This is a genomic window from Arthrobacter sp. CDRTa11, assembly GCF_026427775.1.
GTDB lineage: Bacteria > Actinomycetota > Actinomycetes > Actinomycetales > Micrococcaceae > Arthrobacter.
The window spans coordinates 846035-860461 of the sequence record NZ_CP044532.1 but is presented as its reverse complement, the minus strand read 5'-3'; the positions used below and the strand labels follow the sequence as shown (position 1 = coordinate 860461).

At 66.6% G+C, this 14427-nt stretch carries 11 protein-coding genes; 6 read left to right on the top strand and 5 right to left on the bottom strand.

Annotated features, from left to right (window positions below; all coding sequences use genetic code 11):
* Positions 1-20 precede the first annotated feature (20 nt).
* Positions 21-644, top strand: coding sequence for a DUF4232 domain-containing protein (locus F8G81_RS04025; RefSeq protein ID WP_267277738.1), 624 nt, complete (start codon positions 21-23; stop codon positions 642-644).
* 52 nt (positions 645-696) lie between these two features.
* Here F8G81_RS04025 and F8G81_RS04020 read toward each other — a convergent pair whose 3' ends face one another.
* The gene (locus F8G81_RS04020) at positions 697-1167 is read right to left on the bottom strand and encodes a DUF4383 domain-containing protein (protein ID WP_267277737.1); all 471 of its coding nucleotides are present in this window, start codon (positions 1165-1167) and stop codon (positions 697-699) included.
* Between the two features lie 190 nt (positions 1168-1357).
* Here F8G81_RS04020 and F8G81_RS04015 point away from each other — a divergent pair, with 190 nt between their 5' ends.
* The 3 genes from F8G81_RS04015 to F8G81_RS04005 all read left to right on the top strand — a co-directional run bounded on the left by F8G81_RS04015 (position 1358) and on the right by F8G81_RS04005 (position 9029).
* Positions 1358-2983, top strand: a complete 1626-nt coding sequence (locus F8G81_RS04015) for an FAD-dependent oxidoreductase (RefSeq protein WP_267277736.1) — start codon at positions 1358-1360, stop codon at positions 2981-2983.
* Between the two features lie 99 nt (positions 2984-3082).
* Positions 3083-8200 carry a DEAD/DEAH box helicase gene (locus F8G81_RS04010; protein ID WP_267277735.1) on the top strand — a complete coding sequence of 1706 codons (5118 nt, stop codon included), beginning with the start codon at positions 3083-3085 and terminating at the stop codon, positions 8198-8200.
* A complete protein-coding gene (locus tag F8G81_RS04005; protein WP_267277734.1) occupies positions 8193-9029 on the top strand; it encodes an Fpg/Nei family DNA glycosylase in 837 nt (278 codons plus the stop codon). The genes F8G81_RS04010 and F8G81_RS04005 overlap by 8 nt, the downstream gene beginning before the upstream one ends.
* Before the next feature lie 41 nt (positions 9030-9070).
* Here F8G81_RS04005 and F8G81_RS04000 read toward each other — a convergent pair whose 3' ends face one another.
* Positions 9071-9724, bottom strand: a complete 654-nt coding sequence (locus F8G81_RS04000) for a YczE/YyaS/YitT family protein (protein ID WP_267277733.1) — start codon at positions 9722-9724, stop codon at positions 9071-9073.
* Positions 9725-9784: 60 nt separating this feature from the next.
* On the opposite strand from F8G81_RS04000, the gene F8G81_RS03995 reads away from it, so the two are divergent.
* Complete coding sequence (locus F8G81_RS03995; RefSeq protein ID WP_267277732.1) at positions 9785-11335, top strand: PLP-dependent aminotransferase family protein; 1551 nt, start codon at positions 9785-9787, stop codon at positions 11333-11335.
* A 178-nt stretch (positions 11336-11513) separates the two neighbouring features.
* On the opposite strand, the gene F8G81_RS03990 is transcribed toward F8G81_RS03995, so the two are convergent.
* Together F8G81_RS03990 and F8G81_RS03985 are read right to left on the bottom strand one after the other, a co-directional pair.
* Complete coding sequence (locus tag F8G81_RS03990) at positions 11514-12206, bottom strand: SRPBCC domain-containing protein (protein WP_267277731.1); 693 nt, start codon at positions 12204-12206, stop codon at positions 11514-11516.
* Positions 12199-12831, bottom strand: coding sequence for a winged helix-turn-helix domain-containing protein (locus F8G81_RS03985; protein WP_267277730.1), 633 nt, complete (start codon positions 12829-12831; stop codon positions 12199-12201). The genes F8G81_RS03990 and F8G81_RS03985 overlap by 8 nt, the downstream gene beginning before the upstream one ends.
* Before the next feature lie 111 nt (positions 12832-12942).
* Here F8G81_RS03985 and F8G81_RS03980 point away from each other — a divergent pair, with 111 nt between their 5' ends.
* Positions 12943-13911, top strand: coding sequence for an RluA family pseudouridine synthase (locus F8G81_RS03980; protein ID WP_267279116.1), 969 nt, complete (start codon positions 12943-12945; stop codon positions 13909-13911).
* Here the strand turns inward: F8G81_RS03980 and F8G81_RS03975 are convergent.
* Positions 13883-14413, bottom strand: a complete 531-nt coding sequence (locus F8G81_RS03975) for an O-acetyl-ADP-ribose deacetylase (protein WP_267277729.1) — start codon at positions 14411-14413, stop codon at positions 13883-13885. The two genes, F8G81_RS03980 and F8G81_RS03975, sit on opposite strands and share 29 nt — an antisense overlap.
* Positions 14414-14427: the final 14 nt, after the last annotated feature.

The following is a 14427-nucleotide window of genomic DNA, read 5'->3' as shown; positions in this document are numbered from 1 at the left end:
CTGGCCGCAATGGTTGGGGCATGAGGTCTCAGCGAGGGTTACACGGGTTTGTTTTTACGACGGCGATCGCCGCAGCGGCACTGATGCTCACCGCCTGCGGTCCGAGCCAGCCGCAGACACAGGGGACAACGGAGCCCGGCACCGGCGGCGCCAGCCCGGCCACAACTTCCGCATCGCCGACTGCGCCACAGACGCCGTCGGCCACCACGTCCGCCCTAACGGGGCCGGCGCTCTGCAAGGCCGGGAGCCTCTCGGCAGCCACAGATGCCTCCGGCGGTGGAGCGGCGGGAAGCGTCTATATGAACCTCATCCTCACCAACACCGGCAGCGAGCCGTGCCTGCTCAGGGGGTTCCCCGGCGTGTCCCTCGCCGCCGACGCCGCGGGTGGCCCCATTGGAGCCCCCGCGAAACGTGATGAAACGGTACCGGTTGCCGACGTACTGCTGGCTCCGGGCAAGGCTGGTTCTGCGGTGCTCCGCTACACCAATGCCGGCAACTACACGGACTGCACCAGGACGGATGCGGCAGGCTACCGGATCTATCCTCCGGAAGACACTGCCTCCCTGTTCCTGGCGCAGCCCACCCAGGCATGCACTAACGCGGCCATCGAACTGCTGACCATCGGCCCCTTCCAGCCGGCCTGATTCCTGCCGGCTGGAAGTGCCGATTGGACGGGCCGGCTGGAGTGAACGGCCGCTAGTGGGCTGTGGTGGTGGTCCGGCCGGCCCTTGACGGGCCGCGGGACAGGGCCACGCCCAGCGCAATCATGGCCAGGCCCAGGATCAGGTGCAGCCAGTTGTCAGCCGTATTGAACGGAACAAAGTTCGCCGGCGTCTCGTGGCCGATCAGCAGGCCATAGAGCCACAGAACCAGGTAGACGGCGCCGCCCACCAGCAGGAAGTTCCTGGACTGCGCGGCGGTGCGGGCCATGGCGATTCCTGCTGCGCCAAAGAGCAGGTGAACGATGTTGTGGAGAATCGAGACCTGGAAAATTCCCAGCAACAGCGCCTGAGAGGCGGGGCCTGCCATGCCAAGGGCCGCGTAGTTGGTGGTGATGCCGGGAATGAATCCCAGAACGCCCACCAAGAGGAAAACAGCGCCCACGGCCAGGGAGGCCTTCTGGATGTTGGTTCGGCCGACGGTACGACCGGAACTCATGGATGTCATGATCACTCCTGGATCTATTTGTCGTTGAACTGCACATGATGCGTCGCCGGGTTGAGTCAACATCATGGACTTAAACTCCGACATCGTAAGTATACTTATCAAATCCACGATGAGTCTTTAGGCCGATATAACGGACCCATCACAAATGGCCGCTTTGCAGGGCCGCAGACCGGAGGCAGGTTGAGCTTGCATGACGTCACTTTGGTTGGACCGCGGGGAATCATTTACTTCTGATACCTTTCCGGCCGGAGACAGTTACGACACCGTAGTGGCCGGGGCCGGCCTGACCGGGCTGGTCACGGCACTGCTCCTTGCCCGGTCCGGGCAGAAGGTCCTGGTCCTGGAAGCCCGGTTCCCCGGCGCTGTCACCACGGGAAACACCACGGCGAAGGTCACCCTGCTTCAGGGCACCGTACTGTCCGGCCTGTCCAAGCACTACTCCAAAAAGCAACTCAGCGCCTATGTGGAGGCCAACAAGGAGGGCCAGGCCTGGCTGCTTCGCTATCTGGACGAAAACAACGTGCCATACCAGCGGCGGGACGCCTACACCTATGCCACCACAGCCAGCGGCGCGGACTCCGTCCGTGCCGAACGGGACGCCGCCACCGCCGGTGGCCTCGAAGTGGAATACGTGCGCGACGCCGGGCTGCCGTTCCCGGTGCATGGCGCCGTTCGGCTTGCCGCCCAGGCCCAGATCAACCCGATGCAGGTCCTGGACACCCTGCTGGCCGATCTCCGCGCGCGCGGCGGCACCATTGTTTCGGGGGTGCGCGTGCGGGACGTTACCGCAAGCAGCCCGGCAACCGTGCACACTGACCTTGGAACCGTGACCACCAAAGAGGTGGTGCTGGCAACCGGCACACCGATTCTTGACCGGGGCCTGTACTTCGCCAAGCTCAAGCCCAGCCGCTCTTACGCCGCCGCCCTGGAGCTGCCCGCGGACCAGGTGCCGCCGCCGGGAATGTATATATCGGTGGAGCAGCCCACGCATTCCCTGCGCGACTACGAGGCTGACGGCCGCAGGCTCCTGCTGGTCGGAGGGCACGGGCATCCGGTGGGGCGGGCAAAATCGGAGCGGGAACACCTGTCCGGGCTGCTGCAGTGGGCCGGGGAGCAGTTTCCCGGCGCTGTCACCACCCACACGTGGTCAGCACAGGACTACCAGCCCACCAGCCTCATGCCGTTCTTTGGCAAACTGCCACGAGGCCGGGGGCATGTCTACGTAGGCACGGGCTACAACAAGTGGGGTATGACCAACGCAGTGGCCGCGGCGCTGGGCATCTCCGGCGACATGTTGGGTGGCCAGCTCCCTTGGGCTGACACGCTCCGCCACCATGGCCCCACCGCTTCCGGCGCCTGGTCCACCGTGGCGCTCAATGCCGGCGTCGCAGCCAAGCTGGCCACCGACTGGGGACACGTGGCAGCCAGTGGCGGTGACGGACACAAGGAGCAGACGACGGCGGCGGCAGGCGCCCAGCCCGACGCCACCGGGGCGCCGGACACCGGTATGGTGCCGGGTGCGGACGTTGAGTCCGCGGGTCTTGAAACTGCTGGTGCCGGCCCGCAGGCCGCTGTCGAACCGGCAGAGGGCGAAGGAGTGGTTTACCGCGAGGGTGTCCGGCCGGTGGCAGCTGCCACGGTCAACGGAACAACATGCCGGCTGTCCGCCGTCTGCACCCATTTGGGCGGAATCGTCCACTGGAACGACAACGAAATGACCTGGGACTGCCCTCTCCACGGGTCCCGCTTCAACAGCGACGGCACGCAACTGGAAGGCCCTGCCACGAAGGATCTGCCTCCCATCGAGCACGTTTGAGCAGCCGTTTTCTGAGCAGGGAAGTGGAGAAGCTGACGGCTCCGTGCCGCCGTCGACGGGGCAGGTAATTCTGTCGGTGGGGTAGGGCATGATGGAGTCATGCAGGAGCATTTGGGAGCGCCTATGGGCCGCTTCAGCCAGCCCACCCGTGAGTGGTTCCTGGGTGCCTTCCCGGAACCTACTCCTGCCCAGAACGGCGCCTGGGATGCCATCTCTTCCGGTTCGCACGCTTTGGTGGTGGCCCCAACCGGCTCCGGAAAGACGCTCGCGGCGTTCCTCTGGGCCCTGGACCGCCTGCTCGTTTCGGCCCCCGCTCCTGTGCAGGAACTGCCCGCGGACGCCCTGCAAGGGAAGGGCAGGCGTCCGCGGGCGCCCAAGCGCAAGACGCGCGTGCTCTACATCTCGCCCCTGAAGGCACTGGGCGTGGACGTGGAGCGGAACCTCCGCTCGCCGTTGATCGGCATCACGCAGACCGCCAAGAGACTGGGGCTTCCGGCTCCGCTTATCACCGTTGGGGTCCGGTCCGGTGACACCACGGCCGCGGACCGGCGCTCACTGCTCAGCAACCCGCCGGACATCCTCATCACCACGCCTGAATCGCTGTTCCTGATGCTCACGTCCAGGGCCCGGGAGACCCTCTCTGAAGTGGACACCATCATTGTTGACGAGGTCCATGCCGTGGCCGGGACCAAACGCGGCGCGCACCTGGCGGTCTCCCTCGAGCGGCTGGACGCGCTGCTGCCTCAACCTGCGCAGAGGATCGGGCTGTCAGCCACCGTGGAGCCGCGGGAGCTGGTGGCTCAGTTCCTCGCGGGTTCCGCCCCTGTGCAGATTGTGGCGCCGCCTTCCCGCAAGAACTGGGACCTGACAGTCTCCGTTCCGGTGGAGGACATGTCCGATCTCCAGGCCGCGGCCGCCGCCCATGACTCCGGACCGGCCTCGGGGCTGCAGCCGCAGGCCTCCATCTGGCCCCACGTCGAGGAAAAAATCGTTGACCTGGTGCTGGACAACCAATCCACCATCGTCTTTGCCAATTCCCGGCGCCTGGCGGAGCGGCTGACTGCAAGGCTGAATGAAATTTATGCGGAACGGCAGCTGGTGGCAGTGGGAGGTGGCTGGGACGGTCCTCCCCCGGCAGTTCCAGGAGTGCCTGCCTCGACGGCCACGCCGGCCCACATGATGGCCCAGGCCGGCAGCACCACCGGAGCAGATCCGGTGCTTGCCCGCGCACATCATGGCTCAGTATCCAAGGACCAGCGGGCACTGATTGAGGATGATCTCAAGTCCGGGCGGCTGCGCTGCGTGGTGGCAACGTCCTCGCTGGAACTCGGCATCGACATGGGGGCGGTGGACCTGGTGGTTCAGGTTGAATCCCCGCCGTCTGTGGCCAGCGGGCTACAGCGTGTGGGCCGTGCCGGGCACCAGGTGGGGGAAATATCGCAGGGTGTGCTGTTCCCCAAGCACCGGGCGGACCTTGTGCACACCGCCATCACAGTGGAAAGGATGCTCGAAGGGAAGATCGAACGGCTCAGCGTCCCCGCCAATCCGTTGGACATCCTGGCGCAGCAGACAGTGGCCGCTACGGCTCTGGGCAGCATCGACGTCGAGGAATGGTTCTCCACAGTCCGAAGGTCCGCCCCCTTCGCGTCCCTCCCCCGTTCGGCCTATGAAGCAACGCTGGACCTGCTGGCCGGCCGCTACCCCTCCGACGAATTCGCCGAACTGCGGCCCCGGATCATCTGGGACCGCAACGCCGGAACCATTGAAGGCAGGCCGGGGGCACAGAGGCTGGCGGTGACCTCCGGCGGAACCATCCCGGACCGCGGCCTGTTCGGTGTCTACATCATCGGTACGGAAGTTGAGGGCAGCGCCTCCCCTTCCGACGGCAGGAACGCCAACGGAAGGGGGGACGGAAAGGCTCCATCCCCGGCGTCCCCGGCGAAAGGCGGCCGGCGGGTTGGCGAACTGGACGAGGAAATGGTCTACGAGTCCAGGGTGGGCGATATCTTCGCCCTTGGTGCCACCAGCTGGAAGATCGAGGACATCACCCATGACAGGGTCCTTGTGTCTCCGGCCTTCGGGCAGCCGGGCAAGCTTCCCTTCTGGAAAGGCGATTCGCTGGGTCGTCCCATAGACCTGGGCCGGGCGCTGGGCGCCTTTGTGCGGGAGCTGTCCGCGGCGGACCCCGGCCCTGCCGCGGAGCGCTGCACAGCGAGCGGCCTGGACCAGTTCGCCGCGAACAACCTCATCCAATACCTGGAGGAACAGAAGCTCGCCACCGAGGTTGTTCCCAGCGACACCACCCTGGTGGTGGAACGGTTCCATGACGAACTGGGCGACTGGCGGGTCATCCTGCACAGTCCATTTGGCATGCCCGTCCACGCACCCTGGGCACTCGCCGTCGGACAACGCCTGCACCAGCGCTACGGCCTGGACGGCTCCGCGATGGCTGCCGATGACGGCATAGTCCTTCGTGTCCCGATGATGGAGGATGAGCCGCCCGGGGCAGAACTGTTCCTCTTTGATCCCGAAGAGCTGGAGCAGATCGTCACAGCCGAAGTGGGCGGGAGCGCCCTGTTCGCCTCGCGATTCCGCGAATGCGCCGCCCGCGCCCTGCTGCTCCCCCGCCAGACGCCGGGCAAGCGCCAGCCCCTCTGGCAGCAGCGCCAGCGGTCGGCCCAGCTGCTGGACGTGGCACGGAAGTACCCCACGTTCCCCATCGTCCTGGAAACTGTCCGGGAATGCCTGCAGGACGTTTACGATCTCCCGGCGCTGAAGGACATTGCCGCGTCCGTGGAGCGCCGCGAGCTGCGGATTGTGGAGACCACCACCCAGCAGCCCTCCCCCTTCGCCAAATCCCTGCTGTTCGGATACGTTGCACAGTTCCTGTACGAAGGCGACTCCCCGCTGGCGGAACGCCGGGCCGCGGCACTTGCCCTGGACTCGACGCTCCTGAACGAACTCCTTGGCCGGGTTGAACTCAGGGAACTGCTGGACGCCAGGGTCATCGAAGCCACCGAGCGCGAACTCCAGCGCCTTGCCCCCGGACGGCGGGCCCGTGGCATCGAAGGCGTGGCGGACCTGCTCCGGCTACTGGGGCCGTTGGCTCCGGAGGAGGTCGCCGCCCGGCTCGAGGGTGACCCGAATACCGGGACGGCCGACGTCGGCGCAGAAGCCGGCGCTCCGGGTGCCGGGGCGGCGGCGGAACCCGGCTCAGCCCTGGGGCTTGCCGGCGCGGCTGGAACAGATGACGGGACCGAGGCGGACAGCCCGCACGCAAGTGCCAGCGTAGCGGCCGGGCACCTTGTTGCCCTGCAGCGGGCACACCGCGCCATCCGGGTGAATCTGGCAGGCGTGGAGCGCTTCGCCGCCGTGGAGGATGCCGCCCGGCTACGGGACGCCATCGGCGTACCGCTGCCCATGGGCGTCCCGCTCGCCTTCCTTGAGCCAGTGGACGACCCTCTCGGCGACCTGGTGTCACGTTTTGCCCGCACGCACGGACCCTTCACCGCAGATGAAGCAGCCGCCAGGCTGGGACTCGGCGTCGCCGTCGTCGCCACCGCCCTGAAACGTCTGGCGGCGGACGGCCGTGTGGTGGAAGGGGAATTCCGCCCGCACGCTCCCCCGGCGGGAAATGGACCGGAACCTGCGGCGGGAGATGGACCGGAATCTGCGTCGGGATCTGCGACGGCTGATGGGTACGAAGCTGCGCACGATGGAATGCCAGGGGTCGTGCCTGCGGTCATGGTGCCGCAGCACACCGTCAGCGAGTGGTGCGACGCCGAGGTCCTCCGGAAGCTGCGGCGCCGGTCCTTGGCTGCGCTCCGGGCCGAGGTGGAGCCGGTGGATGGCGCCGCCTACGGCCGGTTCCTTCCCGCATGGCAACACGTCCAGACGCCGGGCGCCGGACGGAGCCAGCCAACGTTGCGGGGACTGGACGGCATCGTCACCGCCATTGACCAGCTCTCCGGTGTGCCCGTCCCGGCGTCTGCGTGGGAACCGCTGGTCCTGGCCAGCAGGGTCTCCAATTACCAGCCCGCCATGCTGGATGAGCTGATGGCGGCCGGCGAGGTCCTGTGGTCCGGGGCCGGTTCGCTGCCCGGGAACGACGGCTGGATCAGCCTCCATCTGGCAGAGTCCGCTGAGCTGACGCTGAATCCAGCCCTGGAGTACGAACCCGGTGATGCGCAGCAGCGGCTGCTTGACCACCTTCGGAACAACGGCGGCGGTTATTTCTTCCGCCAGTTGACTGACGTCGCAGGCGGTATGGACAGGGTGCTGAGCGATCAGGATGTGGTCTCGGCGCTGTGGGACCTCGCGTGGGCGGGACGGATCACCGGGGACACTTTCGCACCAGTCCGGGCCCTGATCGCCGGCGGGCACACCGCGCACCGCCAGGTTGCCCGTCCGCCTCGGGCCAGGGCACCCCGGATGAGCCGCCTGGGCCGCTCACATGGCACTGGCCTGCTCGGCTCTCCCGGGCTGGGGCCTTCGGGTGTTGGACGGTACGGTTCGGCATCAGGGGCCGGAGCCACTCCCCCCATGGCGGCGGGCCGTTGGTCGGCCCTGCCATCGCCGGAACTGGACCCCACCATCCACGCGCGGGCCACCGCCGAGCTGCTGCTGGACAGGTACGGAGTGGTGACCCGGGGCTCGGTCATGGCCGAACAGATCCTGGGCGGCTTCGGCCTGATGTACAAAGTGCTGGCCCGGCTGGAAGAAGCAGGCCGGTGCCGCCGCGGCTACTTCATTGAACACCTCGGCGCCGCCCAGTTCGCGGTTCCGGCAACGGTGGACCGGCTCCGCACGTATTCCGAAGACGCACAGCTCGCGAAGAAGGAACCGGCGGCCTTGGCGCTGGCCGCCACCGACCCCGCCAACCCCTACGGCGCGGGGCTTCCTTGGCCGGCCCTCAACGAGGAGGCGGGCACCGGTCACCGGCCAGGCCGGAAAGCCGGGGCCCTTGTGGTGCTGGTGGACGGCGCACTGGTGCTGTATGTGGAGCGAGGCGGTAAAACCCTCCTGGCTTTCAGCGACGACGAATCTGTGCTGGCGGCCGCTGGAGCAGCATTGGTGAGCGTGGTGACCCGCGGAGCCATCGACAAACTGGTGATGGAAAAGGTCAATGGACACGACATTCTGGAGACAGCGGTGGCCCGTGCTTTGGCCGCAGCCGGGGCCTATTCCACGCCTAAGGGCCTGAGAATCCGTGCCTGAGGGGGATTCAGTCTGGCGTGCCGCCAACCAGCTGCACCAGGCCCTGGCGGGGCAGGAGCTGACAGCCTCCGACTTCCGCGTGCCGCGGTTCGCCACCCTCAACCTGGCTGGCTGGACGGTCAGCGAGGTGGTCCCCCGCGGAAAGCACCTGCTGATGAGGGTGCAGGGGCCGGACGGGCAAAAACTGACCATCCACTCGCACCTCAAGATGGAAGGCGCCTGGCAGGTGTACCCGGCGGGCGGACGGTGGCGCAAGCCCGGCTTCACCGCACGGTGCGTGCTCCGCACGGCAGCGGCAGACGCCGTCGGATTTTCCCTCGGCGTGCTGGAGGTTGTCCGCACTGATGCCGAAGATTCGGTGGTTGGCCACCTCGGCCCTGACCTGCTCGGTCCCGACTGGGACCCGGCCGAGGCTGAACGCCGGATCCGGTCGGCCCCTGACGTGCCCATAGGTGTTGCGCTGCTGGACCAGCGCAACCTGGCGGGCATCGGCAATATTTACCGTTGCGAGGCTTGCTTCCTCTCCGGCGTCCATCCGGCATCCCCTGTTTCAGCCGTTGAGGATCTGCAGACCCTGATGACGGACGCCAAGCAGCTTCTGGAGGTGAACCTGGGGTCCGGCCGCCGGGTAACCATCCTGAACCCGCGCGGGTTACCGGTGGGAAGGCAGGCGGGCAGGCCCGGCTACTGGGTCTACGGCCGCGAACATCGGCCGTGCCTGAAATGCGGCACGCATGTTGGCCACGACGTCCTGGGCAAACCCGGTGGCGAGGAGGAGCGGCACATCTATTTCTGCCCTCAGTGCCAGCCGCTCCTGCCTCTCCTGTAGGTCCGGTTCGGTGTCTAGGTGTTTGATACAGGCGTCTGGTGTTAGCGGGGCAGGGCACCAAGAGGCTGTGAATCGGTCTCAGCGTCCTCGATCCCGGCAGGTATACGGACCGGGGCAGCTTCCGGAACCATAAAGTACGGCAGCAGCAGCTGCACCAAGGGGCCAATGGCGAGCGCGTAGACCACTGTGCCAACGCCCACCGAACCGCCGAGAAGCCATCCTGCACCCAGCACCACTACTTCGATCAGCGTGCGTGATATCCGGACCGACCAGCCGGTCCGGCGGGCCAGGCCTGTCATGAGGCCATCGCGGGCGCCAGGACCGAAGCGGGCACCGATGTAGCAGGCCGAGGCGATCCCGTTGAGCAGCACGGCACCGGCCAGCATCCCGACCTGGCCGCCCAGGTGGGACACCTCCGGGATCAGGGCCAGGCCAATGTCCGCGAACACTCCGACCAGTACCGCGTTGCATAGCGTGCCAAACCCAGGCCATTGCCGCAGCGGGATCCACAGCAGCAGCACCAGGAAGCTCACGATGATTACCACCGCGCCGATGCTGAGCCCGGTCTTCTCCGCCAGGCCCTGATGGAACACGTCCCAGGGATCCAGTCCGAGGCCCGCCCGGATGAAAATGGCAAGGGAGATGCCGTACATAGCGAGGCCGATAAAGAGCTGGGCGAGTCTGCGAGGGATCATGACAACACTCTCGCAGGTAACTGGCATTGATTTACATAGCCAGTTTGAGATACTGGCTTTATGCCCGGCACCCTAAACTCCTCAGCTCTGGCCCGTCTCCTGGGCAAGTGGCACCTCGGTGCCGCCCCCGCCTACCGTGAACTTGCCGACGTCGTACGCCTCCTGATCCTGGACGGAAGGGTTGCACTGGACACCGCGCTCCCCAGTGAACGGTCGTTGTCTGACACGCTCGGCGTCAGCCGGACGACCGTGACGGCGGCGTATGCCCATCTCCGAGAACAGGGCTTCCTCAGCAGCGGCCAGGGCAGCCGGGGACGCACCCGGATCCCCCGGCTGACGCCTCTGCTGCCAACCTTGCCGTCGCATGGAGAGCTTCCGGCCTTTGGAAACGCAGGACCCGGTCTCGCTGCGGCTGGACTTGCGGCGCCCGGCCTGGCTGCGCCTGGTCTCACGGCGCCGGAAGGACTGATCGACCTGGCGTATGCGGCGCTTCCCGCGAGCGGCGAGGTGGTTCACCGCGCTTTTGCAGCCGGCCTGACGGAACTGCCGGCCCTGCTGCCCGGCTTTGGGTACGACGCCATGGGCCTGCTGCCCCTCAGGGAAGCCATAGCGGAGCGTTACAGTTCGGCAGGGGTTCCAACGGATGCCGCACAAATCATGGTGACATCAGGAGCCCAGCACGCTCTGAACATCGTCATCCGGGCTTTGACGGAACGGCAGGACAAGATTCTGGTGGAGCATCCGAGCTACCCCAATGCGCTGGATGCCATCCGCGCGGCCGGTTGCCGCCCCGTCCCTGTGGCGTTCGTGGGCCAGGGCGCCGGGGCAAGCCAGGTGCCGGCCTGGGACATGCCGGCGCTCCAGTCGGCCCTGATGCAACAACGACCCAGGATCGCCTATGTAGTACCGGACTTCCACAATCCCACCGGCCAGCTCATGCCGGACGCCCAGCGGCGTGAACTGGCCCGCGCGGCCACAGCGGCCGGAACGGTGCTGGTAGTCGATGAAACGCTCCGGGAGTTGAATCTCGACGGCGGCGCTGCCACTCCCGTGGCAGCCTTCAGTCCCGCCGTCGTAACCATTGGATCACTCAGCAAGTCCCATTGGGGCGGCCTTCGCACCGGCTGGATCCGGGCCTCGGAGCCCCTCATCCATCGCTTTGCAGCTGCCCGGACAACCCTGGATCTTGGCGGTCCCGTCATGGAGCAGCTGGCGGCGGCACACCTGGTCCGCGCCTTGGATGAGCCGCTGCCCGCCAGGCTTGATTCCCTCCGCGAGGGCCGCTCGGCACTACTGGAGTTGCTGGGCAAGCACCTGCCGGAATGGGAAACTGCGCGGCCCGCCGGTGGCCTGTCCATCTGGTGCAAGTTGCCGGGCCCGATCAGCACTGCACTGACCGTGATTGCCCCCGACTTTGGCATCAGGCTGGCCGCCGGGCCACGCTTCGGGATCGGCGGGGCCTTCGAGCGCTACCTCCGCGTGCCCTTCACCCTGCCGCCTGCCCAGCTCGAAACGGCGGTCCTGGCCCTCCGGCGTGCCCAGGACAGGCTCGACGCCGCACCGCAGCTCCGTCGCACGCTCAAGACTGCCCCTGCCGTGGCCATCGCATGACACGCTGACTCACCTGCGACGCGCAAAGTACCTTGCGCGCACGAAGTATGTGCTGCGCCAGGTAATTTGCGCGTCGATGGAGGTTTCGCGCGTCGATGGCTGCCTGCCGAGTCGATGGAGGTTTCGCGCGTCGAGGGAGGTCTGACGGGTCGGCAGGCACATTCCCGGCTGGTGCACCTTACGCGTAGACCTTCGAGAGGAAGCCACCCCAGGCCTTGGCCGTTGCTTCGGAGTCACCGCTGCCGCTGAATTCGTGGACGGTCATTCCTACCGGCGCACCAAAGTGGTTGCGGCCAAAGAACCGGTACATTGCGTCGGCAGTCCGCAGGCCCAGGAAGTGCTGGTTGGAGAAGTCCACTTCCCCGGAGAGCCGGCCCACGCCGTCGAGCTCCAATTCCACCGATTCATCTTGGGCCGCCCCCTCAACACCCAAGGCACTTTTCAACCGCGCAAAGCCGTCAGGGGTCTGCGAGGCGGCCGGCGCCTGGATGTCCGTGAACACCACCGGCCTGCCGTCGAAGTGCTTCAGGTACTGGCCTAGCGTGTGGAGGTAGAACGCGGTGTGCTTACTGGCGCCGTCGTACTGCTCGTCCCAGTTGTCGGCGAAAATCCCGCTGTGCACGTAGTGCAGCCGCGCCCGGCCGCCGTCGAGCGGTTCCAGCACATGCTCCAGCTGGTTGAACCAGCCGTCCGGTCCGTCCATCCGGGAAACGAGGTGGGTTGGATATTCCTTCACGGTCTTGACGTCCGGCCACTGATCCGTGGGGAACATCCAGGCCGGGGTGCCGTTGGTGACGGCTTCCCAGACACGTTCGGGCGTTCCGGGCAGTTCAGTGTCGTAGACGATTTCGAATTCTCGGTTGTCAGTCATGGTCCTGCTCCTTAGCTGAGAGGGGTTTGTTTGGGGTCTTGAGTACGGGGTGGAGCGCCACGACGAGCCGGTGACGGCGGCCGGGCTGTCCCCCCGGGGAGGTTCCGCCGTCGTGGTACTTGTCCACCAGGCGGGTCACCGCAACGCCGAGTTCCTCGGCAAAAGCGGCACGGTCCGCTGCGGTACGGAAGGTGATCTCGCCGTCAATGGCGAAGGTTGCCAGCTTTTGCCGGGCCGCGGCCGCACCGGCGATGAGCTTCCCCACCTCCTGCACCATGCGCCCTGCGAGCGCCAGCAGCCAGAAGGCGGAAAAGCGGTCCGAAAACCGGTGCGGATCGGGGGCCACCGAGGCGAGCGCCACGGGTGAAATCAGGTAGGACGCCGCAGTGGCCTGGAGGACGCGCTCAGTGACGTTCCCCTTGCGCCGCTCTTCCACGAGCTGCACCAGACCGTGGCGTTCCAGGGCCTTGAGGTGGTAGTTGACCTTCTGCCGCGGCAGGCCCACCTTCACGGCAAGCTGTGTTGCCGATCCCGGTTCAGCCAGTTCCTGAAGGATCCTGGTCCGGATGGGGTCCAGGGACGCTTCGGCCGCGGCCGGGTCCTCGATCACTTCGATGTCCAACATGCTTCAATGATGCCTGCCGACAACTTTTCTTGTCAAGAACTTTTTTGTCGTCGGCGTCTAGAGCAGAGGCCCCAGAAGCACCTCGGAGCCGCCACGTAGAATGGACAGGTGATGCAATCCCCCCTCCCCGTGCGCGACGGCGTTAATGCCACCCGCCTGCGCCTGCCGAACGAGGGGCCATGGAGCACCGCCATGGACTACATGATGCACCGCTGGGGGCACATCGATCCGCAGGGCATCGAGGACAGGTTCGACGCCGGCGAGATCGTGGGCGAGGGCGGCGTGCGGCTGGACAGAGCCACAAAACTGCAGGACCACACGTTCATTTGGTACTACCGCAGCCTGCCGCCGGAGACCCGCATCCCGGTGGAACTGAACATTCTGTACCAGGACGAGCATCTCCTGGTGGTGGACAAACCACATTTCTTGCCCACCACTCCGGGCGGCACCTACATCCAGGAATCGGCCCTGGTACGGCTGCGGAACCAGCTGGACCTTCCGGACCTGATCCCGATGCACCGGCTGGACCGGATGACCGCCGGCATCCTGCTCCTGTCCACCAACCCCGAGACCCGCGGCAAGTACCAGGTGCTGTTCGAGAAGCGCCAGGTGCAGAAGGAGTACGAGTGCGTCTCCGCCGCGGAGCCCGCTGCAGGTTACCCCGCCGTCGACTTTCCGGTGGTGGTGCGGAACCGGATGACCAAGTCCCGCAGCTACCTGCTCGCCGAGGTCATTGAGGGTGAACCGAACGCGGAGACCCGCATCGATCTCATCAGGACGTTCGACGGCGGCGCTTCCGCGGCTGCCCTGGCGCACCGCGGTGCCGCCCGACGCGCGGTGTACCGGCTTGAGCCGCACTCCGGGAAGACCCATCAGCTTCGGGTTCATATGGCGTCGCTGGGCCTGGGCATTGCGAATGACGCGTTCTACCCGGACCTGCTGGACAAAGCTCCGGACGACTACAGCAAGCCCTTACAGCTCCTGGCCCGCGGCATCCGCTTTGTGGACCCCATCTCGGGCAAGCCGGTGGAGTACCGCAGCCAGCTTGAGCTCAGCGAGGCTGCTCAAACACAGCCTTGAACGTCTCCTCCATCTCCGGGCTGAACAACACAAACTCCACCAACTCCACCGTGCTGTCCGGATGGGAGGCAGTAAAGCCGTTCACGGCGTCGAAGGCTGCCTCCGCCACCTGCCGGCCGTGCCATCCGTAGACACCACCGCCCACCGCCGGGAATGCGATGGAACCGGCCCTCAGCGAGTCCGCCACCCGGAGGCTTTCACTGAAGCAGGACACCAGCAGCGCCCGGTTCGTCTGCCCGGCATGGCGGTTGGGCCCGACGGTATGGATCACCCGCCGCGACGGGAGCATGAAGCCGGGAGTGGCCGCCGCGGCGCCCACCGGCAGTCCGTTCGGCAGGCTCGTAGCGCGCAGTTCGCGGCAGGCCGCCAGCAGCTCAGGCCCGGCAGCCCGGTGGATGGCACCGTCCACCCCGCCGCCGCCCAGCAACGACGAATTCGCAGCGTTCACCACCGCATCCACGGAGCGGGCCGTGATGTCGCCCTGGAGAATGCGGACTCGCATGCGGCCAGTCTTCC

Excerpts from the sequence above, each read along its gene's own strand:
- F8G81_RS04000 (WP_267277733.1), bottom strand. The coding sequence starts at position 9,724 with ATGATCCCTCGCAGACTCGCCCAGCTCTTTATCGGCCTCGCTATGTAC.
- F8G81_RS04025 (WP_267277738.1), top strand. The coding sequence starts at position 21 with ATGAGGTCTCAGCGAGGGTTACACGGGTTTGTTTTTACGACGGCGATC.
- F8G81_RS04020 (WP_267277737.1), bottom strand. The coding sequence starts at position 1,167 with ATGACATCCATGAGTTCCGGTCGTACCGTCGGCCGAACCAACATCCAG.
- F8G81_RS03985 (WP_267277730.1), bottom strand. The coding sequence starts at position 12,831 with ATGTTGGACATCGAAGTGATCGAGGACCCGGCCGCGGCCGAAGCGTCC.
- F8G81_RS03980 (WP_267279116.1), top strand. The coding sequence starts at position 12,943 with ATGCAATCCCCCCTCCCCGTGCGCGACGGCGTTAATGCCACCCGCCTG.
- F8G81_RS04010 (WP_267277735.1), top strand. The coding sequence starts at position 3,083 with ATGCAGGAGCATTTGGGAGCGCCTATGGGCCGCTTCAGCCAGCCCACC.
- F8G81_RS03990 (WP_267277731.1), bottom strand. The coding sequence starts at position 12,206 with ATGACTGACAACCGAGAATTCGAAATCGTCTACGACACTGAACTGCCC.
- F8G81_RS03975 (WP_267277729.1), bottom strand. The coding sequence starts at position 14,413 with ATGCGAGTCCGCATTCTCCAGGGCGACATCACGGCCCGCTCCGTGGAT.
- F8G81_RS03995 (WP_267277732.1), top strand. The coding sequence starts at position 9,785 with ATGCCCGGCACCCTAAACTCCTCAGCTCTGGCCCGTCTCCTGGGCAAG.
- F8G81_RS04015 (WP_267277736.1), top strand. The coding sequence starts at position 1,358 with ATGACGTCACTTTGGTTGGACCGCGGGGAATCATTTACTTCTGATACC.